Origin of the sequence: Pseudomonas parafulva, from assembly GCF_002021815.1 — a bacterium.
Classification (GTDB): Bacteria; Pseudomonadota; Gammaproteobacteria; order Pseudomonadales; family Pseudomonadaceae; genus Aquipseudomonas; species Aquipseudomonas parafulva_B.
In genome coordinates this window covers 2,605,752-2,630,671 of sequence record NZ_CP019952.1, presented here as the reverse complement: position 1 = coordinate 2,630,671, position 24,920 = coordinate 2,605,752, and the positions used below count along the sequence as shown (strand labels likewise).

Here is a 24,920-nt window from a genome sequence, read left to right as displayed (position 1 = left end):
TTACTACGTGCAGGTGCTACATGACCAACCAGCCCTTCCCCGATGACTCCGTTGATACATTCATCGCCAATCGATTACCGCCTTGGATGACGAGCGCTACGGTTGAGCAGATCAAGATCCTGCACCAGGCACTAAGCGCCCAGCAGCGCGCCCGCGAGCAGGTTCAAGCCGTATTCGCCGGCATAAAGCCGCTCGATACGTTCGCCAGCACGCTGCTGGAGGCCGCATTGGAGAAACTTCTGCATCGTCCGGTAGACGTTCGTACCGCCAAGCTGCGCCGCGCGGTGCATGTGCGTTACCCATCCGGTCTCGGCACCGTGCCTGATCACGTGGTCCCGACGACCTTGGTGCAACCGTTGCTAGTCTGTGCGTTGCATAATTTCGATAGACGTGAGACTGCTGAAGTAGCCTGGTTGCCGAAATCGGACCTGGTGGACGCCGATGGGAATATGATTGCCTTGCGTCCCCGTGCATTCGCGGGGGTCTGTCGATCCCTGGATCTGGGCGCTACTTATCAGCAACACCTCAAGCACGTGCTGTTCGCCGACGATAGCCGCCGACGTCACGTTAACGCCGTGCTCGAAGAAGGTTGGCGCACTAGCCTGCTGGCTGCAACTGAGCTGGCGCGTGTGCAAGGTGTCGTTGCCGGGCAACTCCTGGACTACCTGAGCGGCGCCGTTGAAGGGAAAGGCGAAAAGTCGCTGGGTACGTTCAGCGAGCTTCGGCTGCTGGGTCGGGTCATCACTGGCATCACGGTATTCGAACCGCAGACTGATCACGGCTCCTCCACGGCGCAGGGCCTGCTTCTGTGGGTACCGGACGATCCGCATGGTGCCATCGCTACCTTTGCTTCGTGGTCGGACTTGTTCCGCAGCTTGGGTATGCGTTTGCGTGAACCTGCCTACCGGCAGTTCTTCCAACGCTTTGTCAAAGAGCGCGACCGACTGCACTTTGTAAAGGGTTTCAAGCACTTGCTGGCCAGCACGGCTGCCCAAGAGCCAATCGCACTGGACGGGCGACACCAAGCCATTCAGGGCGACTTGATCCGGTATCTGCGTGAAGTGCAAGTAGATACCGTACTTGATAATGCTCAGGTGCTGGCCGTGCCCAATGGCTCCGTAGATAGCAGTGCGCGCGACCGACGCACACATTTCCTCCACGGACTGGGCATTGACTTGCTGGGGCTGGCGAGTTTTTTCGTACCGGAACTCGGGCTGCCATTACTTGCGCTGGCAGCACGTCAGATCACCGATGAGGTAATCGAGGGTTATCATGATTGGACGCTGGGCGATCGGGAGGCAGCGCTCAGTCACCTGGTGTCTGTGGCGCAGAATGTGGTCATGATCGGGGTGAGCGCAGCGGCTGGGGCGGCCGGGAATGCAGTGGCGCGGGAGCGTGTGATAGATGAACTCGTCCCCGTACTGTCGCGCGCCGGCGAACACCGCTTGGCCCGCGTCGATCTGCCGGGTTATGCGGTACCGGACATGCACCTGGCACAGGGGCAGCGTGGCCTGTTGCATGACCGCCTCCATGTAGGTATCGACAGCAGTGCTTACCGACTCGAGGCAAGTGGTCAGCGACTCGCCATCGAGCATCCCGAGCGTGACCACGCACCCACTATCGGCCTGGAGGACAATGGTACAGGCGGTATGCGACATGCGCTTGAGCGCCCTCAGGAGTGGCATGAAGCGCATGTGCTAATGAGACGTCTAGGTTCGAATCTTGCTCTGGTCGGGCAATCGGCTGCGCGAGCAGTACTGCGTAGCGTAGGCATGAACGAAGCCTCCCTGCGACGCCTGCACCTGGAAAATGCACCCGCACCAGCGCGGTTGTGTGATGCCGTGCAGCGCTATGAGTTGCATGACGCGTTTGCGCGGCTACGTGGGCAAGCATTCGAAGCTCACTGGCGGGCTGTACAGACGGTCCCTGAGCGGGCAGCAGGCCCGCTGCACCGGGACTTTCCTACGCTTTCCACCCGGGCAGGCCGAGAGTTGCTCGCCACTGCCGGCGATGGTGAACGCAAACAACTGCTGGAACAGCACAAAGTCCCGCTTGCGCTGGCCGAGCGAGCCCGATGGGCTTTGCATGACGCTCGCCTGGACCGCGCGTGCGCCGGTTTCGAGCAGACGAACGCCGTGAACAGAGACACCGAGCAGTTGGCTTTGGGTTTGCTGGACGCCAGCTGGCCTTGGGATTCGTCAATCAGGGTGGAAGTGCGCGAGACGAAGCTAGACGGCGACGTACGGGCCAGCGTGGGCGCTACAGCGGCGTCTGAGACGCGTTTTCTTATCCTTACGAAACAGGGCTATCTGGCAGCCGATCACACAGGACGCGCTCTGCCCGGTGCCGTCGTTGATGACGGTTTTTTTCACGCACTTCTGCGCACCCTTGATCCATCACAACGCGCAGATATGGGGGCAGTCTCGGCCACGCCAGCCAAGCTTGCCAATGCGCTTGCAGACCATGCTTTTGCTGACCGAGTGCAGGCTGCGCAGCTCTTGGGCATGGCGCCGCCCGGTAAATCCAGGCCCCCGATGCGTCTTGGCGATGGTCGCATTGGCTATGCGCTCAGTGGTCGTCCGGAAGGGTCGCGGCGAGCCATGCTTCAGGGCTACCAGCAGATCTTTCCGACACTCAGCGAGATGGACATCGAAGTGTATCTTGAGCGGGTACGTTTGCAGGGTCAGCAACCATGGGATCACCTGCGTACCTTGCAGCAATGCCTTGTGGATCTGGGTGACAATCTGACTGCCTGGCGCCGGGAAGCGACTACGGCACCGCTGCCCGAGCGCCGTCGACAGATTGCCCGTCGCATCCGCCAGTGCTGGCGGCGCAAGCGACCTGACGTCGACGGCGAGTACCGCCTGGTCATCGACAGCGAACGCATTGACAGCCTGCCAGTGCTGCCTGCGCACGCTATATTCGATCACGTTACGCACTTGACGCTGCGCCGCGCCCATTTGTCGAACATCACCGAGGGGTTTCTCGAGCGATTCCCTAATGTGCGCACCCTGGATCTGAGCCACAACTTGCTGAGCAGTGTTCCAGAGGGCGTCCAGGCACTGACCCAGCTCACCGAGCTGCGCCTGACGCGCAACCAGATCGTTATCGACGACGCAGGCCTGGCAAGGCTCAGTGCATTGACCCGGTTGCGCACCCTTGACCTGTCGCACAACCCGATCGGCCAACTGCCACCTTTGGGACGGCTGCTGGATCTACAGCGGCTACACCTGCGTGACACGGGCCTGGCTGAGCTGCCGGTCGAGGTTTACATGCATCCTGCCTTGGAAGAAATCGATCTTCGCGATAACCGCATTGCGGACATGAGCCCAACCCTTGCTCACTCCCACCGGCGGCTGGCCGGGCTCAGCCTGCATGACAACCCTGTTCCCGAACCAACCCAGACCGAGCTGCGCGGCACCTTGGGCGATGCGGGTGCAACGGCCTTGCCCCTGCGCCGTCATGGCCCTGGCGGGCAGGAATCCCTCGAACGGTGGTTGGCTGACTCCAGCCCTGAGGAGCGTGTGCTCCGCTCCGAGCACTGGAAGGCGCTGGCCGACGAACCTGGCAGCGATGACCTGATGCGGTTCTTCAACGACCTCGGGCGCTCGAACGATTATCACTTTCAAGGCATCGATCTGCGCAGGCGCATCTGGGCGTTGATCGAGGTTTGCGTTGAAAACTCGCAAGTCCGTGAAGCTGTCTTCCAGCAGGCAGCAGGGCCGCGCACCTGTGCTGATCAGATGCTGCTGATGCTTAGCCTGTTCGAGGTACGTGCACTGGTCACGACTCGCACCGCAGGGCTTGCCGCCACAGACACGGCGCCTGCGCTGGTGCGCATTGGTCGCGAGCTCTATCGCCTGGACGAGGTGGACCGCGTTGCAGCCCAGCACATTGCCAGGGAAAGGGCCACCAACCCCTACGGCCTGATCGATGAAGTGGAGATACACCTAGCGTACCGGGCCGGATTGGTCCGGCCGTTGGGGCTGCCGGCTCAGTCGCGCTACATGTATCACCGGGTATTTTCCGACGTCAACGATGTGCATCTGCGTGACGCCGCGCGCAGCATTCTGCTGGCAGAAAGCAATGCGCGGATTGCAGACTCGCTGCTGCAGCGCACGTTCTGGATCGATTTTCTGCGAACTTCGTATTCAGGCGAATACGAGACGCTGAACCAGCCCTATCACGTCCGGCTCGAGGGGCTTTTGCAGGGCCAGGAAGGTATGACCGAGCAGCAGATCCTCGAGGCCGTGGGTAACCTGGCCGATGAGCGCAGCGCGTCCGAGCGTCAGCTGACACTGTCGCTGACCTTGCGGCTGCTGTCGGAGCATCCCTGGGAGGGAGAGTTGGCATAACTACGCGGCCCGTCATTGACGGGCCCGCTCATCCGCCGACGGGCATGGGCCTCAGAAGTTGTAGCGCAGCGTCGTCATGACGTTGCGTGGGGCGCCGTAGATCCCGCCTGCCGTGGTCGTCAAGTAGTGTCTGTCGAACAGGTTGCTGACGTTCACGCTGGCTGATAGCTGCGGCGTCACCTGGTAGCGCGTCATCAGGTTGACCAGCGCATAACTGCTCTGGGTGGTGGCGTAGCTCAGGGCATAGCCCGTTTCGCTTTGCCAGTTGATCCCGCCGCCGACAGTCCATTTGTCCAGCTCGCCCGGCAGGCGGTACGTGGTGAACAGCTTCACGCTATTGCGCGGAATCTCGGTTACGATGCGCTGGTCGTTGGTATCGAAGCTGACGTTGTAGGAATAGCCTGCCATGACCTGCCAGCCATCGGCCAGCTCACCATTGAGCTCAAGCTCTACACCTTCGCTGGTGGTGCCGCTCTCGGCGCGATACGCCTGAAACCCGTTGGGCTGCAGCAAGCGCCCATCGGCGATTGCCAGGTTGTCCTGCTCCACCCGGAACAGGGCCAGGCTTGCGGTCAGGCGTTTGTCGAGCAGATCGGCTTTCAACCCCACTTCGTAGCCTGTGCCTTCTTGCGGGTCGAGGGGCGAGCCCTTGACATCGCGAATCTGGTTACCTTGCGGGTTGAAGATTTGCGTGTAGCTGGCGTAGGCAGCCCAGGTATCGTTCAGGTCATAGACCAGCCCAGCATAGGGGATCACTACACCGTTTTCGGTTCGCTCGGTACGTTGACGCGAGCCGGTATAGAGCGCGCTCTTGTTCACCCTGTTCCAGTCGACCACGCGTGCCCCGAGGATCAGCCTGGCGGCATCGCTCAGGTGCAGCCGCGAGGTCAGGTAGCCTGCGTACTGGGTTTCGGTCATGTCGGTAGTGCCGATTTGGGTGAACACCGGCTTGGGGGACGATCCGTTCCAGTTGAAAATGTTGTCGATGGTGTCGTCGTAGCCCGTTCGAGCACTCTGCCAGCCGCCGAAGTTGGATGTGCCTCTTTCCTCGGTCCGTGACAGGGTCACGCCGCCGATCACTTCGTGCTCGCGCCCCAGGGCATCGAAGGTGCCGGTGAGGTAGGCGTCCAGGCTGTGCTGGGTGGGCGCGGCCTTCCAGCGGGTCGGGTTGATCGTAGCCCCGGCACCGGTTGCTGGGTCGATTTCGCCATCGACGTAGGCGATCACGGTGTCGTAGTCGTTGCGCGCATGGCTGTACTCCACCTTGCCGCTCCAGCCGTTGGCGAACTGATGTTCTAGCGAGGTGAAGAGGGTACTTTGCTGCCGGTCGTAATAGCTCCAGTCTGGCGCGGTATTGAACGAGCGGGAGAAATGCGTGCGCGCCCCGTCCGTGGTGAACAGCGGGAAGCCAGTGCGAATGGGGGCGGTACTGTGGGTGACCTGATGGCTGAGGCCCACCGTCAGCAGGGTCTCGTCGCCCAGGTCCAGTTCGGTGATGCCATACAGGGTCGAGAGCTGTTGGTCAAAGCGGTCGATCCAGGCGTGCTGGTCCTTGTGATCGGCCACCAGGCGGCCACGCAGCCTGCCGCTTTCATCGAGCGCGCCGCTCACGTCAACGCCCAGGCCGTAGCGGTCCCAGCTTCCGGCCTCTGCGCTCAACTGCACTTGAGGATCAACGGTGGGGCGTTTGCGGATCAGGTTGATGGTGGCCGATGGGTTGCCCATGCCGCTGATCAAGCCTGTGGCGCCGCGCACGATTTCCACCCGGTCGTACATGGCTGTGTTCTGGGTGTAGTTGTCCATGTTCGCCGACGTGGGGACGCCGTCGATCTCGAAGTTGCGGATGGCAAAGCCCCGGGACAAGTACGCCGTGCTGTCGGCCCCAAGGCTTTCGCGAATGACGGTGATGCCGGTGGTAGCGTCCAGTGCGTCGGTGAGGGTATCGAGCTTCTGGTCGTCCAGGCGCTGGCGCGTCAGGACCGTGATCGATTGTGGGGTTTCCTTGAGTGACAGGTTCAGGCGCGTAGAGCTGCTGGACGATTCGGTGGTGTACGCGCCCGAACCTTCGGTGAGGGCACCGGGGGCCTTGCCGGAAATGCTCAGGGCGGTCAGTTCCATTGCCCCGCTGGTGCCCGGGGCAGGGGCAAGCACAAGGTAGCCACCGTTAGCGTCGCGACCAAGGCGCAGGCCAGTGCCTTGCAGCAGATGATCGAGCCCTTCCCATGCGCCATAGTTTCCTTGCAGGCCGCTTGAGCGAAGTTCGGCGAGGGCTGTACGGGCGAATGACACCGAAATGGCGGCGCGCTGGGCGTATTCCTCCAGTACGCTGCCGAGCGGGCCGGGGGCGATATCGAAGGAGATCGTCTGCACTTGATCAGCTGCCAGGGCGGGCTGGTGAGCAAGGGGCGAGAGAGCAATGCCTAGCAAGGTTAGGCGTAACATCTGGGCAAGGGGAATTGACGGGTTGCGAAGTGTCATGGCGTGTCCGTTCGTCCTAGGCGTGATCGCGGCTTATCCGCCGCTTTTTTACATGAACGAACGAGCACGACGATTCACCAGGGCTGGCAGAGGATGAGCCATGGCCAGGGCGATACTAAAATCGTCCCATACAACTAGCCGTTGCCGTTGCCGTTGCCGTTGCCGTTGCTGTTGCTGTTGCTTTGGCTTCTAAGCGCGCGGTAGCTCAGGCGCCGCAGATCGCGACTTCAGGAGGCCGAGCGCAGGGCTTGCGGAGGGAGGTGACAGGCATGGATGCCTGTCAAGCGCTGGGCCCCAGGATGGGGCCTGCAGCGCGGTCCTCCCGGGAGCAAGCCCGGAGCGAGGGAACCCCGGAGCGTAGCGTAGGGGCCGGATGATAGGAGCAGGCGGTTTTTGCTCACTTTTTGACAAGACAAAAAGTGAGCCGCCGTAAGGGCGGAAAGGTGACTGTGCGCCACCCGCGGCAATGAATACCAACTTGCTGTGCGCGCCCACGCTTTCAAGTTTCAAGTTTGAAGTTTTAAGTTTTAAGTTTTAAGTTTGGTTGCGTTGGCGTGGGTGTTGAAAGAGAGCATAGTCCATTTGCGATGGCGACGCTTAGTCACCTTTTCGCCATTACGGCGAGTCACTTTTTGTCAAACGCGACAAAAAGTAACCAAAAAACGCTGTGCTCCATTCATACGGCCCCTACGCTACGCTTCGGGGTTCCCTCACTCCGGCCTTGCTCCCGGGAGGACCGCGCTGTAGGCCCCATCCTGGGGCCCAGCGCTTGACAGGCATCCATGCCTGTCACCTCCCTCCGCAAGACCTGCGTTCGGCCTTCTGAAGTCGCGAAGATCAAAAGCAAGATCAAGATCAAGATCAAGATCAAGATCAAGATCAAGATCAAGATCAACAGCAACAGCAACAGCAACAGCAACGGCAACGGCAATAATCTGAGAAGAATAGATTCTAAGCGTGTCTAAGTTGCATAACGCTACATTGCGCATTGCTTGCAGATAGCCTCACTCCTAATGTAGGAGCGGTCTTGCCGGGGCGCCGGACCGGCCGCGATGGGCCGCACAGCGGCCCCCGGCATTTATTGGGTAGATATCATAAAAAGGGCCAACCTGCGGCGGACCCCTGTAATAAGCTCCCATCCGCCTCCCGCCTCCCGCCTCCCGCCTCCCGCCTCCCGCCTCCCGCCTCCCGCCGCTTAGCCAGCAGACACCATGCACGCTTGAACTTCCATCTCCCACTCCGCCTCGAAATATGCAGACATAACTACAGCGAGGCGGCCATGTCGCTTATCCACCCTCAAGCGCGATACAAGCCCTACCAAGATGCAGCAGGCGGTTGGGGGTCGGCGCGTTCTGTCATGAGCATACTCTGGCGTGAACAAGCCTTCACCACGGCACCCATGGCACTGGTCAGACAGAACAAACCCAACGGCTTCGCCTGCGTCAGCTGTGCTTGGGCCAAGCCTGGCAACCCACACGCGCTGGAATTTTGCGAGAACGGCGCCAAGGCCACTGCCTGGGAACTCACCCGCCACCGCACCGGCCCGGAATTCTTCGCCACCCATACCCTGTCAGCGCTGCGCACATGGACCGATTACGCCTTGGAGCAGCAAGGCCGGTTGACCCATCCCATGCGCTACGACCCGACCAGCGATCGCTACCAAGTCACCACCTGGGCAGAGGCATATCAGCAAATTGGCCAACAGCTGCAAGCCCTGACGCCTGACGAAGCGGTGTTCTACGCCTCGGGCAGGGCGTCGTTGGAAGCCTCGTTCATGTACCAGCTGTTCGCCCGTGCCTATGGCACCAACAACCTCCCGGACAGCTCGAACATGTGCCATGAGAGTACATCGGTCGGGCTGCAGGAGAGTATCGGCGTACCTGTCGGCACCGTCACGCTGGAAGACTTCGAACACACCGACTGCATTTTCTTCTTCGGCCAGAACGTGGGCAGCAACAGCCCGCGAATGCTTCACCCGCTGCAGGAAGCGCGCAAGCGCGATGTGCCCATCATCACCTTCAACCCACTGCGTGAGAGGGGGCTCGAGCGCTTCGTCAATCCACAATCTCCCAGTGAGATGCTGGGGCCTGACTCGACCGTGATCAGCACTCAATATCACCAGGTCAGGGTCGGGGGTGATCTGGCTGCAGTGATGGGGATTATCAAGGCCCTGCTCGCGATGGAGCAGCACGCAAATGAGCAGGGCAAGCCGGCCGTTCTGGACCATGCGTTCATCCAGGCGCACACCGACGGGTTGGATGCGCTGCGAGAGGACGTTCAGGGCCATCAGTGGGCGACCCTGGAGCGTCAGTCCGGTCTCGGGCGCGCTGCCATGGAAGCTGCAGCCACCGTCTATGCCCGCAGCAGCAAGGTCATGATCGTCTACGGCATGGGCATGACCCAGCACCGACGCGGTGTCGACAACGTGCAGATGCTGGTCAACCTGTTGCTGTTGCGCGGCAACATTGGCAAGCCTGGCGCAGGCATCTGTCCAGTGCGCGGACACTCGAATGTGCAGGGCCAGCGCACGGTCGGTATCACTGAAGACCCGGGCAAGGTTCCGGCTGAAAAACTGCAAGCGCTGTTTGGCGTGCAGGTCCCGCCGAACAAGGGCATGGCCACGGTGGACTGCTGCCAGGCGCTGGTCGAGGGCAAGGTCAAGGCCTTCATCGGCCTGGGTGGTAATTTCCTGCGGGCGATCCCCGACACCCAGCGCATGGAGGCGGCCTGGCAGACGCTGACGCTGAACGTCCAGGTGGCTACCAAGCTCAATCGCACGCATCTATTCCCAGGTCGACATGGCTGGTTATTGCCCTGCCTGGGGCACATCGAAGCGGATCGTCAGGAGGGGGTGGAGCAGGTCTATACCACCGAGGACAGTACCGGCTGCATCCGCGCCTGGCAGGGCCGCAACGAGCCGGCCAGCGAGCAACTGCGCTCCGAAGTGGCGATCATTGCCGGGTTGGCTGAAGCGACCTTGGGTCAGCGAACTACCATCGATTGGGATGCTTGGCGACACGACTATGCATTGATTCGCAAAGCGATTAGCCAGGTCTACCCCGAGATATTTCACGACATGGAGACCCGCATGTGGGAGCACGGCGGCTTCCATAGGCCCTTGCCCGCGGCCAAGCGGGAGTGGCAGACCGCGTCTGGCAAAGCCCAGTTCGTGGCGCCCCAGCGCCTTGATGAGGACGACGACTTGCAGCCCACTGTTTCGGCGCATGATGTGCTGCAATTGATGACGCTGCGCAGCAATGATCAGTTCAACACCACCGTCTATGGCTATGACGACCGTTTCCGCGGCGTACAAGGTACCCGCAGCGTCGTGTTCCTCAATCGCAGCGATGTGGTTCGGTTGGGCTTGGCTGCAGGCGATTGGGTGCTGCTACGCACCGCTGTCGAGCCAAAGGTGGTGCGAGAAGTGGGTCCTTTGCAGATCATCGCCTATGACATTCCGGAGGGCTGCGCCGGCGCTTACTACCCCGAGTGCAATCCCCTGATCCCGCTGTGGCATCACGCTGAACGAAGCAAGGTGCCCGCCGCCAAATGCGTGCCGGTTACGCTGCGCAAGGTGGAGCCGTCCGCTGATGACCTGAGCAAGGCAGTGCCGGCACACGATCAGATCAATTGAGCGCTTTGAAGGTTGGGCCATGCAGGGCCTTGCAGGCTATACGTTGATAATCCATTCCATTGTTCGTCCCTAGACGACAGGAGCGCCGTAATGAACAAGCTGCCTGATGACTCCGCGATGGTAGTGCCATTGCCTTTCGAGCCCGGTTTTGAGCAGATTCCCGAGGATGAGGCACAGACCAGCCAGGCGTTGCAGGATACGCTGCGTCAGATCATGGAGATCACCTTCAATGACAATGGTCACGCCAATCGGGGCGTTCATGCCAAAGCACATGGATTATTGCGCGGCACACTGAAGGTGGCGCCGGGGCTGCCTGCGCAGCTCGCTCAGGGAGCCTTCGCCACACCCGGTGAGTTCGATGCCTATCTGCGGTTTTCCACCAACCCAGGTGACATCCTCGACGACAAGGTTTCCACCCCACGGGGGCTGGCGCTCAAAATCGTAGGCGTGCAAGGCCCGCGGTTGCCAGGCAGTGAAGGGCAAGTCACCCAGGACTTTGTCATGCAGAATGCCAAAGCCTTTACCGCGCCAGACCCCAAGGCGTTTCTCAAGACGTTGAAGTTGCTCGCCAAGACCACTGACAAAGCTCCGGGTACCAAAAAGGCATTGTCCGCGGTGCTGCGCGGTGCAGAAAAGGTGGTCGAAGCGTTTGGCGGCGAGAGCGGCACCCTCAAAAGCCTTGGCGGGCATCCTCAAACCCACATTCTTGGCGAAAGCTTCAGCACCGTCGTACCTGTGCTCTATGGCCCTTACTACGCAAAACTTGCGGTAGTGCCCGTGTCGACGGCCTTGACTGCGCTGACCGATCAGGTCGTGGACCTCAAAGATGACACAGACGGGCTGCGCCACGCGGTGGAGGCGTTTTTTGCAAGCCAAGGTGGCGTCTGGGAACTCCGGGTGCAGTTGGCCACCGATCTAGATCAGATGCCGATCGAAGATGCATCCAAGCAGTGGCCCGAAGCGCTTAGCCCTTATGTGAGCGTGGCCACCTTGGAGGTCAAGCCTCAAGCCGCGTGGAGCGAAGAGAATGTGCGCCGTATCGACGACGGCATGGCGTTCAGCCCTTGGCACGGCTTGGCGGCGCACAGGCCGTTGGGCGGCGTGATGCGGGTGCGCAAGCCGGCCTATGAAATGTCGGCAAATTTTCGTGGGCAGCACAATGGTTGCCCAATCCATGAGCCCGGTTTCAAAGGGCCGAGCCTGTAAGTCGAGGAGAGTACGCCATGCAACCAGAAACCGCGGGCACTGAAGAGAAAGGCCCAAGCGATGTGCCGTATATCAACGATCCGTTGAAACCCACTTCCCCTGCGCTCAACGACGCGGATGCCACGGAGGCAGCTGAGGCTGAGATGGATATCGAGGACGACGGCGAATCGCTCTGAGTTCACTGGCGCCGTCGCTTGAGCAGCGGCGGCGCCAGTGTGTAGAGCATCGATGTGTAGGCGATCCGGGTCGTGCGAGGCTAAGCGCGAGCGCTAGGCGAAGCCGTACAGGTCCACGGGGTTATCCCGCAGGATCAGCTGCCGAACCTGGTCATCCGGTGCCCAGTCAAGCAAGGTATCCAGTAATGCGGCATCATCAGGCTTGTTCTGCAGGGACTGGGTGGGGTGCGGCCAATCACTGCCCCATAGCAGGCGTTGAGGGTAGTGTGAGATCAACCTGCGTGCCACCAGGCCCACGTCCTCAAAATGGGGAGCGCCCGTTTTGGAACGCAGGTAGGGACCAGAAAGTTTGACCCAGGTGCGACCTTGTTGCATGAGCCCATCCAGCGCCTTGAAGGCAGGCGACAGAACACCCTCGGGTTGTGGTACGTGCCCCATGTGATCAATGACTACCTTGCCAGGCAGCGCAGCCAGCCGTGGAGCGATATCGGCCAGTAGCGGGCCTGTGGCCAGTTGTACGTGCCAGCCCAACTCATTCACCCGCGCCGCGAGCAGCTCGATGCCGTCGAGCGCTTGCCCACCGGTGCTGAGGTTGAAGCGAATGCCCCGCACGCCTGCCCCGTGCAAGCGAGCAAGCTCCTCATCGCTGACGGTGCTGGCGACGACGGCTATGCCCCGTGCATCTGTACCGCTGCGGGCCAGTCCCTCGAGCATCACACGGTTGTCCGTACCGTAGGTCGAAGGCGTGACGATGACCATGCGGCGCAGGCCCAGTCGGCGTTGCAATTGGCGGTAGTCGTCCAAAGACGCGTCCGGCGGCAACAAGGTAGCACCCGGTGCCGCTGGGACGCGGCTGTCGTAAAGGTGCATGTGGCAGTCCACGCTGCCGGAAGGCGGGACCAGACGCGGACGGTCTTCACCCTGACTGTACGGGACGCTGGCCGCAGCGCCCATTGCACCCAGGACACTCAGGCTACCGGTCGCCTGAAGAAATCTTCGACGTGATAAAGCCATTACAGCCTCTATTTTGTTGTGTTTTGACTTGGCACCGGTTTCACCGGCTCCACGGCACGTCGTGCGTGCCATGGACGCCAATCGAACGCCAGGCGGCTTCTACTTGGTAGCCAACGTTCCTGCGGCCTGCGCCTGTTCCACCTGACGCTTGCGGCCAATGACCAACACCATGACCCCGGCCAGCGTGCACAGCGCCGCCAGTGGCATCAGCGCCAGGGCATAGCTGCCCGTGGCGTCATGGATGGCGCCGTACACGTTGACCATCAAGCCACCTCCGATCAGGTTGGCCATGGCGCCGACCGCAGCCAGCCCAGCCGCTGCAGTGGAGGAGGACAACCAGCCCGACACCAGTGCCCAGAACGGGCCTTTCATGGAGTAGGCCCCCACCAGCACTATGGTCAGCATCACCACCGTGGCCGGCAGCGACGAGGTGAACAGGGTCATCAGCAGGCCGGCCGCAATCAGCAACATGGTCATCGCGGTGTGCCAGCGACGTTCACCGGTGCGGTCGGAGCTGCGACCCCAAATGACCATCAGGATCGAGGCAACGCCGTACGGAATAGCGTTCACCAGCCCGATCTCCATGGAACTCAGGCCGAACGTCTTGAGCAGTTGTGGCGCCCAGACGCTCATGGTGCTGCCGGCCGCCGAGGCGCCCGAGTAGATCAGCGCAAGCACCCAGATGTCCTTGTGGCGCAGCAGCTTCCACAGCGAGATATGACCGATGGTGGTCTTCCGCGCTCGTTCCTCGGCCAGCCGCACGGTGAGCCAGCCGCGTTGCTCGTCGTTCAGCCATTTGGCCTGTTCAGGCCGATCGGTGAGTACGAACAGACAGGCGATACCCAGCAGCACCGCCGGGATGCCCTCGAGGATGAACAGCCAATGCCAGCCGCGCATGCCCAACCAGCCGTCCAGGCTCAAGAGCAGCCCCGAAATTGGCGAGCCGATGAAGTTGGCGGCGGGAATGGCGACCATGAACAGCGCCACCATGCGCGCGCGATACGCCGACGGCAGCCAGTAGGTGAGGTAGAGCAACACCCCAGGGAAGAACCCGGCCTCGGCTGCGCCCAGCAGAAAGCGCATCACATACAGCGAGTTGGCGCCTTGCACGAAGGCGGTACCGGCGGAGATGAGCCCCCAGGTGATCATGATGCGCGCGATCCAGATGCGCGCACCGTAGCGCTGCATGGCCAGGTTGCTGGGTACTTCCACCAGAAAGTAGGCGAAGAAGAACAAGCTGCTGGCGAAACCGAAGACCTTGGCTGACAACTCCAGGTCCTGGTTCATTTGCAACGATGCCATGCCGATGTTGCCGCGATCGATGATCGCGATCAGGTAGCAGATGATCAGAAAGGGCAGTAGGCGCCAGGCAACACGGCGCATGGTGGCGCGTTCGAGCTCGCTGGGCGGGGTTGAGGCTGGTTTCATGGTGCTCTCCAATTGTTTTTTTTCTGGAGTTACGCAGTGGTCCGTGCCGCCGGACCAGCCGGCGCAGGTGCAATCAGTTATCGATCAGGTGACGGTTCACCACACAGCGCGGGTCCAGCGCCTTGCCGTCCCAGGCATCGAGGACTTGCTGCAGGGCAACCAGGCCTACGCGGTCCCGGGCTTCGCTGGTGTTGGCCCCGATGTGAGGTGTGGCGACCAGGGTTGGCAGGCCCCACAGCGGACTGTCGGCCGGAGGCGGTTCGGGGTGGAAGGTGTCCAGGCCGGCACCCCCGATACGGCGTTCGCTCAACGCATGCACCAGTGCATCGGTATCGACCAGCTCGCCACGTGCGGTATTGATCAAGATGGAGCCGGGACGCATGCGCTCAAGTTGCTGGGCGCCGATGAGGTTGCGGTTGGTGTCCGTGAGCGGGCAATGCAGGCTGATGATATCGCTATCGGCCAGCAAGCGATCGAAATCCTCTTCGCGCTCGACGTGGTCACGCACGGGCAGTTGCCGTAGGTAAGGGTCGTAAACCTTGACCTTCATGCGCAGCGGCGCCACCAAGTCCATCAGGATCGCGCCAATCGAGCCAAGGCCGACCAAGCCCAGGGTCTTGCCCGCCAATTCCATACCGTTGGCAGTGGCCTTGTCCCAGTGGCCTTCGCGCATGCGCGCATCGAGTAAGGCGGTCTGGCGCGCGACGCTGAACATCAACGCAAAAGCGTGCTCGGCCACTGATTGGGCGTTGGCCCCAACGGCGATGGAGACAGGAATACCACGGTCGGCGGCGGCCTGGATGTCGATGGTGTTGTAGCCAACCCCATGCTTGGCCACCACCTTCAATGCGCTGGAGGCGTCGATCATGGCGCGGGTTAGGCTGCCTTGGCGCACGATGATGCCATCGGGTTGCTCTGCGCGAATGATCGCTTCGAGCTCTTGCTCGGGCAGATAGGGCGTGGTGGGGATGACGCGGATGGCGTGTTGTTCGGCCAGGCGCATCGCTTGGTCGGCCAGCGCCGGACCGGTCAGCAGAAGGGTACGGGACATCGTCGATACCTTGTTTTTGTTCAAGACGGTAGGACTGCACTGAGTGCTTTCACCAATAACGTAGCATAATGAAATGGCGTTGCAACAACAGTTTTATCGTCAATCAGATTCCGTAATTATCGCCATTTAAAATCCTTGAAATGCGTTTAATGAAATGACATTCTGAAATGGCGTTCTGGTTTGCCTGGGGCGCGCCCAATAAATCCAAGAGAGGAAGGTCACATGAGCATTGGTTTCCAGGTGCTTGAACGCACGCGCAAAATCGGTGATGAATGGGTATCGCGCTACCGCGAGGTGCCGGTTGCCAACGTCAGCGATTCGATGAATCGCATGACGGCCGGTGGTGCGCGTTTGCGTCCCATGCACCGGGAAGGCGTGCTGTGCGGCGCGGCGCTGACAGTCAAGGCCCGCCCTGGTGACAACCTGATGCTGCACTACGCCATCGACATCGCCGAGCCAGGGGATGTGATCGTGGTCGATGCTGGCGGCGACATGACCAATGCACTGATCGGCGAGATGATGGTGGCGTACGCTGTAAAGCGCGGTGTAGCCGGTATCGTCATCAACGGTGCAATCCGCGATGCCGGAAGCATCAAGGCCGGTGACTTCCCCCTTTTCGCTGCCGGTGTTTCCCACCGCGGCCCTTACAAGGACGGACCGGGTGAGATCAATGTGCCAATCGCCATCGATGGCATGGTGATCGAACCTGGGGACCTGATCATCGGTGACGATGACGGCTTGCTGTGCGTACCCTATGCCCATGTCGCAGAGGTTTACCAACGCGCCACGGCCAAGCACGCTGCCGAAACGGCGCAAATGGAACATATCACTCAAGGTACCAATGACCGCACCTGGGTCCTGGAATCCTTGAAAAAGAAAGGCTGCCTGCTGCCAGGCTGAGGATCGACCCGCACGTGGTACGAGCAAGATCCTTCAATGGCGGCGGCTTCTCACCTGAGGACTTGCTCACTTGTCAGACCTGACGCCGCCCCCTCGTACCCGTTGGCCCTCTGCGGTACGCGCACTGGGCCACCGCAACTTCCAGGTTTACTTCGCAGGCCAGGGTGTTTCCACCTTGGGCAAGTGGGTTCAGCAAGTCGCGCTGTCCTGGCTGGCCTACCACTTGACCGGTTCAGCCGTATTGCTGGGGCTGATCACCTTCCTTTCCCTCGCCCCGCAACTGGTCATTGGCCCTCTGGCAGGCGCCTGGATCGATCGCCATGACAAGCGCCGATTGCTGATCGTCGTCCAGTCGATACTGGTGGTGCAGTCAGCCGTGCTTGGGCTGGCCACCTGGGCGCATTGGGTAGATGGCCCTTTCATCGCCGCCATGGCGTTGCTGCTGGGCTTGCTCAACGCCGTCGAAACGCCACTGCGCCAAGCCCTGATTGCTTCTTTCGTGGATGACCCGGCAGACCTGCCCAATGCGCTGGTGCTAAACGCGATGCTCATCAACGCGGCCCGCTTCGTCGGCCCGCCATTGGCCGGTGGCTTGATTGCCGTGGCAGGGGAGGCGGCGTGCTTTGCCTTGACCGCCTTTGCTTTCACCGCCTTGCTCGTTGGGTTGCTGAAGGTGCAAGCCAAAGCCAGCCCTCGGGCTACAGGTTCCACCGCCCAGGTGTTCCGTGAGGGCCTCGCTTATCTATGGCGCGAGCAAGGCGTCAGGCAATTGCTGTTCAACGTCATCATGGTCAACCTCCTGGCATCCTGCTATGCAGCGCTCTTGCCGATCCTGGCCAAGAGTGTGTATGCCGGTGACGCACGGGTGCTGGGCTGGCTTTGGGGCGCGGCGGGCGCGGGCGCGTTCGTGGCCACGCTGGTGCTGGCGGTGGGCGGAGCCTTGCCTCGCCTTCGCCAGTTCATCGAAATGGGCGCAGGGCTTTGCGCCCTGGCACTACTGGGGTTGTGCTGGGCAGGTCAGTTGCAGCTGGCATTGTTTGCCCTGGTGGTGCTGGGTTTCGGTATCACGCTGAGCAACGTGAGCACCAACATGCAGCTGCAGAGCCAAGCGCCAGGCCATTTGCGCGGACGTGTCATTGCGTTCTACATCGCCATGCGCTTCGGCTTCGAGGCACTGGGCGGAATGGCCGCCGGGCTGCTGGCTGCTCGGGTTGGCGCCCCGGCTACCTTGGGTGCAGCCGGGGCAGTGTTGCTGTTGGGTGTGGCGGGGACTTGTGCATGGCGCAACCGTCGGGCTGCATAAACGCGCCGGGCTGGCCTGCTGTTGGCAGGCCAGCCCGAATGGGAAGAACGTCATAACCCGAGCATGTTGTAGTGCACGTAGTACATGATCCACAGCGACAACCCCACCAACAGCGTGATGATCACCACCGTGAATACCAGCGCGACCAGGTTCCAACGCTGCTCTCGCGCTGTGGTCAGGTGCAGGAAAAACACCATGTGCACCACGATCTGGAACAGGGCGCACACCAGCACAGCGATGAAGGTCAGGTGACGCGGCAGGCTGGGGTACATGGCCAACCCGAAGGGGAGCAGGGTGAGCAGGGCGGCCAGGACGAACCCAGTGTTGTAGGAACGGTGGCTGCTCTGGCTAGCGCCGGCACTGCTAGGCACATGGCTTTGACGATTCATCAGATCACCCCGAACAGGTAGACGACGGTAAACACGCATACCCACACGATGTCCAGGAAATGCCAGAACAGGCTCAGGCAGCTCAAGCGTGTGGCATTGGCACAGGTCAGGCCGCGTTGATGGACCTGCATCATCAACAGGGCCATCCAGATCAATCCCACCAGCACATGCAGGCCGTGAGTGCCCACCAACGTGAAGAACGCCGTCAGAAACGCGCTGCGTTCAGGGCCTGCGCCCTCGCTGATCAGCTGATGGAATTCGTTGATCTCCATGGCGATGAAGCCCAGGCCGAGGAGAAACGTGACGCCCAGCCAGCGCAATACCCAGCGCTTGTCCCGACGGTGGTTGGCGAGCATCGCATAGCCGTAGGTGATGCTGCTCAACAGCAGCAGGAACGTCTCCACCAGCACATAGGGCAGTTCGAAGATGTCCGCCGCGCTGGGCCCACCTGCCACAGACTGGCCCAGCACCGCGTAGGTAGCGAACAGGGTGGCGAACAGAATGCAGTCGGTCATCAGGTAGACCCAGAAGCCGAACAGGCTCAGGGAGCCTGCGTCTTCGTGGCCATGCTCCTGCTCGCGAGCCGTTTCGTTGTGCACGACATGGGACATGATTCAGGCCTCCGCCAGCCGTTGGCGCCGCTCGGTTTCCATCCGTTCGACCTCTTCGGCCGGGATGTAGTAGTCGGTATCGGGGTCGTAACTGCGCACGATCAGGGTGGCGATGACTGCCAGTGTACTGGCGATGACCAACCACCAGATGTGCCAGATCAACGCGAAGCCTAGCGCCGTGGACAGAACGCCTAGCACCAGGCCCAGGCTGGTGTTGCAAGGCATGTGGATCTTGCGAAAATCCATCTCGGCCAGGGTTTTCACGCCTTTCTCCTTCATCCCCCAGTACGCGTCGATGCCGCCCACGACCGGTTGTTCGGCGAAGTTGTAGAACGGGGGCGGCGAAGCGGTCGCCCATTCCAGCGTACGCCCGTCCCAGGGGTCGCCTGTGGTGTCGCGGTTCTCATGACGTTTGCGGATACTCACCACCAGTTGCATGACCTGGCAGGCCACGCCGCACAGAATGATCAGTACCCCGACCATTTCCAGCAGCAGCAAGGGCCGCCACTCGGGTACGTCGAAGTGATTCAGGCGCCGGGTCATGCCCATGAACCCCAGGAAGTAGGACGGCATGAAGGCAAAGTAAAATCCAGCCAACCAGCACCAGAAGGCAGCACGCCCCAAGGGGTCGTAGAGCTTGAAACCGAAGGCCTTGGGGAACCAGTACGTCAGGCCGCAGAGGTAGCCGAAGACCGCGCCGCCGATGATCACGTTGTGGAAATGGGCAATGAGGAACAGGCTGTTGTGCAACAGGAAGTCCGCCCCAGGCACCGCCAGCAGGACCCCGGTCATGCCCCCGATGCTGAAGGTGACGATGAAGCCAACCGTCCACAGCATCGGCGTCTCGAAACGTACTCGGCCCCGGTACATGGTGAACAACCAGGTAAAGATCTTCACCCCGGTGGGCACGGCGATGATCATGGTCATGATGCCGAAGAACGCATTCACGTTGGGCCCGGCGCCCATGGTGAAGAAGTGGTGCACCCAGACGATGAACGACAGCACCGTGATGACGATGGTCGCCCACACCAGGGAGTAGTAGCCGAACAGCTTCTTGCGCGAGAACGTCGAGGCCACCTCCGAGAAGATACCGAACGCTGGGAGTATGAGGATGTACACCTCGGGGTGGCCCCAGGCCCAGATGAGGTTCACATACATCATGGGGTTGCCGCCCAGTTCATTGGTGAAGAAGTGCATGCCCAAATAGCGATCAAGCGTGAGCATGAACAAGGTGGCAGTGAGAATGGGAAAGGCAGCCAGGATCAGGATCGAGGTGCACAATACCGTCCAGGTGAACACTGGCATGCGAAACAGCGTCATGCCGGTGGTACGCATCTTCAAGATGGTGACGAAAAAGTTCAGCCCGGTGAGCAGGGTGCCGACCCCGGATATCTGCAGCGCCCAGATGTAGTAGTCCACCCCCACCCCGGGGCTGTACCCGATGCCCGACAACGGGGGATAGGCCACCCAGCCTGTGCGGGCAAATTCGCCAATGCCCAGCGAAAGGTTCACCAGTACAGCGCCGGAGACGAACAGCCAGAAGCTGACGGCGTTCAGGAATGGATAGGCCACGTCGCGTGCGCCGATCTGCAGGGGTACCACCACGTTCATCAGCCCGACCACGAACGGCATGGCCATGAAGAAGATCATGATCACCCCGTGGGCGGTGAAGATCTGGTCGTAGTGCTCAGGTGGCAGGTAGCCGGGCGAGCCGTTCGAGGCCATGGCCTGCTGGGTGCGCATCATCAACGCGTCGGCGAAGCCGCGCAGCAGCATCACCAAGGCGACGACGATGTACATCACGCCGATGCGCTTGTGGTCCACGGTGGTGAACCATTCTTGCCACAGGTATTTCCATTTGCCCATGTAGGTAATGGCCCCCACGACCGCCAGGCCCAGCAGCCCGACGACGGCCAGCGTGTACATGATGATCGGCTCGTGGAGGGGAATGGCATTCCAGGTCAGTTTTCCGAACATGGTCTTACTCCTTGCTGCCTTGGGTGCTCTCGCCCTGGGAATCGCCAAGCCGGCGCTCGACCTCGCGGGAGCGGTTGACGCCCTGGTACTTGTCGATCAGCGACTGGAACAGGTGCGGCTCGACCTGGCCATAATGTTCTACCGGGTGGGCAATACTGGGCTTGGCCAACTGCGTGTAGGCAGCCCCATCGAGCTGGCGCCCGGCAGCGCGTGTGCGTTTGACCCACTCTTCAAAGCCTGCCGGGTCGAGGGCCAGCGCCTTGAAGTGCATGTCCGAGAACCCCGGCCCGTTGTAGTTGGCGGCGATCCCCGTGTAGTCGCCTGCGTGGTTGGCGATCAGGTGCAGCCGTGTCTGCATCCCGGCCATGGCGTAGATCTGGCCACCCAGGGCTGGGATGAAGAACGAGGTGATGGCCCCGTCGGAAGTCACCCTGAAGTCGACGGGCGTGTCCACAGGCATCGCCATCTCGTTGACCGAAGCAATGCCAAGTTCGGGATAGACGAACAGCCACTTCCAGTCCATGGCGATGACCTGGACCTTGAGCGCCGGGGTATCGGATGCCAGCGGCCGGTACGGGTCCAGCGCATGGGTCGAGCGCCAGGTGACGACGCCCAGCACGATGATGATGGCCAGTGGTACGCCCCATACCACCGCTTCGATCAGCCGCGAGTGGCCCCAGTCGGGGGTATAGCGGGCCTTTTCGTTCGAGGCCCGATAGCGCACCGAAAACACCAGCGCCATGATCATCACCGGTATCACCACGATCAGCATGAGCAGGGTGGCGAGGATGATCAGGTTGCGTTGCTCGAGCCCCACCTGCCCCTTGGGGTTGAATAACACCATGTCGCAGCCCGAGAGCTGGAGTGCCACAGTGCCTAGCGCCATTATCCAAAGCAGTCGGCTTGCCGTTTTTGGTTCCCTGGCCATGTGAGCGTCCCGTATTTGTTGGCAGATGTTTCGGCTATCACCTGTGAGAGGAAACCCGTGCTAGCAAGGTTTTTTGCAATGTTCGATTAGTCGACGAATGGCAGCGCAGGTCAGGGAACTTAAGTCCATGGGACGGTGGGGTTGGCGCGCCCTTTGGGCAAGGGCACTGAACCTTGCGCGCAGGTGCTCAGTCACAGCGCCATTGCCCGGACGAATGGAGCGCCATGATGACCAGCGACGCAACTGCCTCACTCAAACGCGTGATCACCCTACCGTTGCTGGTGTTCTTCATCCTCGGGGACGTATTGGGCGCTGGCGTATACGCGCTGGCCGGCGCCATCGCCGACCGGGCCGGTGGCGCCATCTGGGCCCCGCTGGCCCTGGCACTGTTCTTCGCCCTGTTGACGGCGGCGTCCTACGCCGAACTGGTCAGCAAATACCCCCGGGCCGGCGGTGCGGCCGTGTTTGCACGGCGTGCGTTCGGCTCGCCCTTGCTGGCTTTCTTGGTGGGGTTCGCCATGTTGGCGGCAGGCATCACCAGTGCTGCCGGGCTGGCGTTGGCGTTTGCAGGGGAATACCTGCGCGTGTTCATCGACTGGCCTTCGGCGGTGCTGGCGCCCCTGTTTCTGGTGCTGATGGCCATGCTCAACGCCCGGGGTATCAAGGAGTCGCTAAGCGCCAATCTGGTCATGACCCTGATCGAACTCAGCGGCCTGGTGCTGGTGATCATCGCGGTGGCGGTGTTGAGCGGCCAAGGGCAGGCCGAGCCTGCCCGCTTGTTGGACTTCGGTGATCAGGGCCCGGCAACTGCGATACTGGGCGGCGCCTTGCTGGCGTTCTACTCGTACGTGGGGTTCGAGACTTCCGCCAACCTGGCCGAGGAGATCAAGGACGTACGCCGGACGTACCCGCGCGCGCTGTTCGCGGCCTTGCTGGTGGCCGGGCTGGTTTACCTGGCTGTCGGCGCCGGCGCTGCGTTGGTGATGCCAGTGCAAGCACTGATCGACGCCAAGACGCCCTTGATGGACATCGTGCACAACGCAGAACTTGGGCTGCCCCACGGCGTATTCGCCATCATCGCCCTGGTGGCGGTGGCCAACGGCGCCATGTTGACCATGATCATGGCCAGCCGTCTGACCTGGGGCATGGCCCGCGATGGCATGCTGCCGCGCATGCTGGGCCAGGTGCTACCCAACCGCGGTACCCCGGGTTATGCGATAGCCGCGACCACGCTGCTGGCCATCGTCCTGACCTTTACTGGCTCGCTGGAAGTGCTGGCTGAAACAGTCGTGCTTTTGCTGTTGTTCGTTTTTTTGAGCACGAACGTGGCGGTGTTGGTGCTAAAGAAGGACAAGGTCGATGCCGAGCATTTCTCGGTGCATCCGGTGGTGCCTGTGTTGGGTATCCTGTCGTGCCTGCTGGTCCTGGGTCAGCAGCCCTTCGAGAACTGGCTGAGGGCGGGAGCGCTGTTGGGATTGGGTGCGGTGTTGCACTGGCTGGCGGGCAAGGGCTTTGGTCGTACCGTCAGCGAGGGGGATGCGGGGCAGTGACTGGAGCATGCGATCATGTGCGAGCTTTGGATGTCCAACCGCTATCTGGCGAACCGCGCCCTCGCGCAGACGTGTGCAGCCAATCATCAGGAACTCTTCAATGGCCAAAGAGATTGAAAGCCCTTGCGTGTCGAGCTGCAAGCTCAAGCATGAAGTGTGCACGGGCTGCGGGCGCAGCAAGGAGGAGATTAAAGGCTGGCGAAACATGAAGCGCTCTGAGAAGAAGGCGACGGTCGAGAGAGCAGCTGCTCGCTTGAAGAAGATCAAGAAGAAAGGGAAGGGTTGAGCGGTGTGCAGGGTTGGCTGATAGCAGGTAACGGTCGGTAGATGCCATTCACTGGACGACCTATCCGCGAATATCAACCGGATAGTCTCTTGCGGCTTGGTTCCAGCATCCCCTCGACCTGAGGAGCGACGTTCAAGTGGAGCATGGAAGTGAAGCTGTCTATCAACGGTGATTCTCTGTGGGTGTTCCAACTCATGTACAGGCCGATGGCCGGGTTGGGGGAGGTGGTCACGGGGTAGAGACGGCGCAACACTACCTTGTCGCGCATGATCGAATTGGCAATCGACTCAGGCACGCACGCTTTACGGCGCTTCTTACCCGGCGAACGGCAATTACCTGCAACAGATATCGGTGTTCGCTCGGACGCCGGAGCAACTGGGCCGACCGGACGGCCTGGCGTTGGACGTAGAGGATAACCTGTGGGTTTGCCAATTCAACGGAGGCTGCCTGCTGCAGTACGACCGCCATGGGATGCTGTTGCAGACCTTGCCGGTGCCGGTGCCACGGCCCACCAGTTGCTGCTTTGGCGGACCGGATATGCGTACCCTGTTCATTACCACCGCCAAATTCGGCATGTCGGCGGCCGAGCACACGGACTATCCGGCGGCGGGCAATATCTACAGCATCCGGTTGCCAGTGCCCGGAAAGCCGCGCCACCGTTTCAAGGAACTGTAGTCCCTACGCATCAAGGCCTTGGCAGGCCGGCAGGTGTCCGTGAGTAGTGGGTAGAGTCAGGAAATGGAAAGCCAGTAGCGTGGTTTTGACAATTTATGCTTTGGGCTCGTTCCAGTCGCTACGCGTCGCAGCAGTCAGCGCATCCCAGTCATCAGGAGGGTTGCCGCGGCCCAGCATCTTCTCGGATACGGCGTAGGGATCGAATTTGCTACCTGCGGAACGTAGAGTGTTTTCGTCGTTGACCCATGCATAGACGATGACCTTGGACCTTGAGTCGTAGCGAAAGAGCAGCCGAAAGCGCCTGCCGATTTTTGCACGGCGCCAATGTCGGTAGACGGTGCCCAGCGTGTTGCCTTTGCGGAAATCATCACGGCCTGGGTCGGCAGGCACAGCCTCCATGATCAGATGGCTCAATGCCCGAAACAGCTTCATGTTGGCGTTACTTTCAAAATCTTGCGGGTCGTTCTGCTCGGCCCGGGCGGCGGCTTCTTGCAATTTGCGTAGCTGTAGAGTCACACCTTCATGGAACAACAGTGTCCAGCCATGTCGCAGCAACAGATTGCGACCTCACCGTCGATCTCTTCGTCCAGGTTAACGGAGTGGTTTGCGTTGGCGAGCATGGTTTGCGCCAAGTCTTCCGGCAGGGTAGTGAGGTGGCGGCCGCTTCGAATATCAGCATCCAGCAAACCGAGAAACGCAGCGATGGCAGGGTCTTCGTGGGTGGTTTTTACGCGGCTGACCACGATTTCACCGTCGCGTACATCGAATGCAATCTTGCCAACAGTGTCAATGCCCAAAAGCTGGCGAACGGATTTGGGCAGTGTGATCTGTCCCTTCGAGGTCAGCGTTGCGATTTCGTGAATAGCAGGCATGAGTGTTCTCCCGGATGTATTGATTGAGGGGTAAGGAATAATCCTTACAAGGTCAATCCTGGTTTTCTGCTGTTCAAGCATACGGGG

20 protein-coding genes are annotated in these 24,920 nt (G+C 61.0%); 10 read left to right on the top strand and 10 right to left on the bottom strand.

The features are described from left to right. Positions 1–20: 20 nt before the first annotated feature. Positions 21–4,355 carry an NEL-type E3 ubiquitin ligase domain-containing protein gene (locus B2J77_RS11730; protein WP_178091257.1) on the top strand — a complete coding sequence of 1,445 codons (4,335 nt, stop codon included), beginning with the start codon at positions 21–23 and terminating at the stop codon, positions 4,353–4,355. 51 nt (positions 4,356–4,406) lie between these two features. Here the strand turns inward: B2J77_RS11730 and B2J77_RS11720 are convergent, their stop codons facing one another. After that, positions 4,407–6,725, bottom strand: coding sequence for a TonB-dependent siderophore receptor (locus B2J77_RS11720; protein ID WP_228385142.1), 2,319 nt, complete (start codon positions 6,723–6,725; stop codon positions 4,407–4,409). A gap of 890 nt (positions 6,726–7,615) precedes the next feature. Here B2J77_RS11720 and B2J77_RS11715 point away from each other — a divergent pair. The 4 genes from B2J77_RS11715 (at position 7,616) to B2J77_RS21505 (ending at position 11,849) form a co-directional block, all read left to right on the top strand. Further along, entirely contained in the window at positions 7,616–7,798 is a 183-nt protein-coding gene (locus B2J77_RS11715) for a hypothetical protein (protein ID WP_078478708.1), read from the top strand. Positions 7,799–8,112: 314 nt separating this feature from the next. Further along, complete coding sequence (locus tag B2J77_RS11710) at positions 8,113–10,467, top strand: FdhF/YdeP family oxidoreductase (RefSeq protein ID WP_078478707.1); 2,355 nt, start codon at positions 8,113–8,115, stop codon at positions 10,465–10,467. Between the two features lie 90 nt (positions 10,468–10,557). Then, the gene (locus B2J77_RS11705) at positions 10,558–11,673 is read left to right on the top strand and encodes a catalase family protein (RefSeq protein ID WP_078478706.1); all 1,116 of its coding nucleotides are present in this window, start codon (positions 10,558–10,560) and stop codon (positions 11,671–11,673) included. A 17-nt stretch (positions 11,674–11,690) separates the two neighbouring features. Beyond that, positions 11,691–11,849: a hypothetical protein gene (locus tag B2J77_RS21505; protein WP_165919269.1), complete on the top strand. Its 159-nt coding sequence runs from the start codon at positions 11,691–11,693 to the stop codon at positions 11,847–11,849. Positions 11,850–11,942: 93 nt separating this feature from the next. Here B2J77_RS21505 and B2J77_RS11700 read toward each other — a convergent pair whose 3' ends face one another. The 3 genes from B2J77_RS11700 to B2J77_RS11690 form a co-directional block, all read right to left on the bottom strand. Further along, entirely contained in the window at positions 11,943–12,863 is a 921-nt protein-coding gene (locus B2J77_RS11700) for an amidohydrolase family protein (RefSeq protein WP_058639371.1), read from the bottom strand. A 99-nt stretch (positions 12,864–12,962) separates the two neighbouring features. Further along, a complete protein-coding gene (locus B2J77_RS11695) occupies positions 12,963–14,291 on the bottom strand; it encodes an MFS transporter (protein ID WP_078478705.1) in 1,329 nt (442 codons plus the stop codon). 73 nt (positions 14,292–14,364) lie between these two features. Beyond that, entirely contained in the window at positions 14,365–15,342 is a 978-nt protein-coding gene (locus tag B2J77_RS11690) for a hydroxyacid dehydrogenase (protein WP_058639369.1), read from the bottom strand. A gap of 222 nt (positions 15,343–15,564) precedes the next feature. Between B2J77_RS11690 and B2J77_RS11685 the strand changes: the two genes are divergently transcribed. Together B2J77_RS11685 and B2J77_RS11680 are read left to right on the top strand one after the other, a co-directional pair. Beyond that, positions 15,565–16,242: an RraA family protein gene (locus B2J77_RS11685; protein WP_058639368.1), complete on the top strand. Its 678-nt coding sequence runs from the start codon at positions 15,565–15,567 to the stop codon at positions 16,240–16,242. Between the two features lie 70 nt (positions 16,243–16,312). After that, on the top strand, positions 16,313–17,545 hold the full coding sequence (locus tag B2J77_RS11680; RefSeq protein ID WP_058639367.1) for an MFS transporter: 1,233 nt from the start codon (positions 16,313–16,315) through the stop codon (positions 17,543–17,545). Positions 17,546–17,595: 50 nt separating this feature from the next. Here B2J77_RS11680 and cyoD read toward each other — a convergent pair whose 3' ends face one another. From cyoD to cyoA, 4 genes are read right to left on the bottom strand one after another with little or no spacing between them, the layout of a single operon-like run. Then, positions 17,596–17,937, bottom strand: coding sequence for a cytochrome o ubiquinol oxidase subunit IV (gene cyoD, locus B2J77_RS11675; RefSeq protein ID WP_392516116.1), 342 nt, complete (start codon positions 17,935–17,937; stop codon positions 17,596–17,598). Next, on the bottom strand, positions 17,934–18,545 hold the full coding sequence (gene cyoC / locus B2J77_RS11670; protein ID WP_058639365.1) for a cytochrome o ubiquinol oxidase subunit III: 612 nt from the start codon (positions 18,543–18,545) through the stop codon (positions 17,934–17,936). Before cyoC ends, cyoD begins: the two co-directional genes overlap by 4 nt. 3 nt (positions 18,546–18,548) lie before the next feature. Further along, on the bottom strand, positions 18,549–20,522 hold the full coding sequence (gene cyoB / locus B2J77_RS11665) for a cytochrome o ubiquinol oxidase subunit I (protein WP_078478704.1): 1,974 nt from the start codon (positions 20,520–20,522) through the stop codon (positions 18,549–18,551). 4 nt (positions 20,523–20,526) lie between these two features. After that, on the bottom strand, positions 20,527–21,408 hold the full coding sequence (gene cyoA / locus B2J77_RS11660) for a ubiquinol oxidase subunit II (RefSeq protein ID WP_194286107.1): 882 nt from the start codon (positions 21,406–21,408) through the stop codon (positions 20,527–20,529). 269 nt (positions 21,409–21,677) lie between these two features. Between cyoA and B2J77_RS11655 the strand changes: the two genes are divergently transcribed. From B2J77_RS11655 to B2J77_RS11640, 3 genes are all read left to right on the top strand, one after another. Next, complete coding sequence (locus tag B2J77_RS11655; protein WP_078478702.1) at positions 21,678–23,000, top strand: APC family permease; 1,323 nt, start codon at positions 21,678–21,680, stop codon at positions 22,998–23,000. Positions 23,001–23,100: 100 nt separating this feature from the next. After that, a complete protein-coding gene (locus B2J77_RS11650; protein WP_058639361.1) occupies positions 23,101–23,286 on the top strand; it encodes a DUF1289 domain-containing protein in 186 nt (61 codons plus the stop codon). A 336-nt stretch (positions 23,287–23,622) separates the two neighbouring features. Continuing rightward, positions 23,623–23,961, top strand: coding sequence for an SMP-30/gluconolactonase/LRE family protein (locus B2J77_RS11640; RefSeq protein WP_228385191.1), 339 nt, complete (start codon positions 23,623–23,625; stop codon positions 23,959–23,961). A gap of 93 nt (positions 23,962–24,054) precedes the next feature. On the opposite strand, the gene B2J77_RS11635 is transcribed toward B2J77_RS11640, so the two are convergent. Together B2J77_RS11635 and B2J77_RS11630 are read right to left on the bottom strand one after the other, a co-directional pair. Continuing rightward, positions 24,055–24,516 carry a type II toxin-antitoxin system YhaV family toxin gene (locus tag B2J77_RS11635; protein ID WP_078478701.1) on the bottom strand — a complete coding sequence of 154 codons (462 nt, stop codon included), beginning with the start codon at positions 24,514–24,516 and terminating at the stop codon, positions 24,055–24,057. Further along, on the bottom strand, positions 24,474–24,833 hold the full coding sequence (locus tag B2J77_RS11630) for a type II toxin-antitoxin system PrlF family antitoxin (RefSeq protein WP_078479430.1): 360 nt from the start codon (positions 24,831–24,833) through the stop codon (positions 24,474–24,476). The genes B2J77_RS11635 and B2J77_RS11630 overlap by 43 nt, the downstream gene beginning before the upstream one ends. Positions 24,834–24,920: the final 87 nt, after the last annotated feature.

Coding starts and splice junctions, on each gene's coding strand:
- cyoA (WP_194286107.1), bottom strand. CDS start 21,408: ATGGCGCTAGGCACTGTGGCACTCCAGCTCTCGGGCTGCGACATGGTG.
- B2J77_RS21505 (WP_165919269.1), top strand. CDS start 11,691: ATGCAACCAGAAACCGCGGGCACTGAAGAGAAAGGCCCAAGCGATGTG.
- B2J77_RS11685 (WP_058639368.1), top strand. CDS start 15,565: ATGAGCATTGGTTTCCAGGTGCTTGAACGCACGCGCAAAATCGGTGAT.
- B2J77_RS11630 (WP_078479430.1), bottom strand. CDS start 24,833: ATGCCTGCTATTCACGAAATCGCAACGCTGACCTCGAAGGGACAGATC.
- cyoC (WP_058639365.1), bottom strand. CDS start 18,545: ATGTCCCATGTCGTGCACAACGAAACGGCTCGCGAGCAGGAGCATGGC.
- B2J77_RS11710 (WP_078478707.1), top strand. CDS start 8,113: ATGTCGCTTATCCACCCTCAAGCGCGATACAAGCCCTACCAAGATGCA.
- B2J77_RS11650 (WP_058639361.1), top strand. CDS start 23,101: ATGGCCAAAGAGATTGAAAGCCCTTGCGTGTCGAGCTGCAAGCTCAAG.
- cyoB (WP_078478704.1), bottom strand. CDS start 20,522: ATGTTCGGAAAACTGACCTGGAATGCCATTCCCCTCCACGAGCCGATC.
- B2J77_RS11695 (WP_078478705.1), bottom strand. CDS start 14,291: ATGAAACCAGCCTCAACCCCGCCCAGCGAGCTCGAACGCGCCACCATG.
- B2J77_RS11700 (WP_058639371.1), bottom strand. CDS start 12,863: ATGGCTTTATCACGTCGAAGATTTCTTCAGGCGACCGGTAGCCTGAGT.
- B2J77_RS11690 (WP_058639369.1), bottom strand. CDS start 15,342: ATGTCCCGTACCCTTCTGCTGACCGGTCCGGCGCTGGCCGACCAAGCG.
- B2J77_RS11715 (WP_078478708.1), top strand. CDS start 7,616: ATGCCTGTCACCTCCCTCCGCAAGACCTGCGTTCGGCCTTCTGAAGTC.
- B2J77_RS11655 (WP_078478702.1), top strand. CDS start 21,678: ATGACCAGCGACGCAACTGCCTCACTCAAACGCGTGATCACCCTACCG.
- B2J77_RS11730 (WP_178091257.1), top strand. CDS start 21: ATGACCAACCAGCCCTTCCCCGATGACTCCGTTGATACATTCATCGCC.
- B2J77_RS11705 (WP_078478706.1), top strand. CDS start 10,558: ATGAACAAGCTGCCTGATGACTCCGCGATGGTAGTGCCATTGCCTTTC.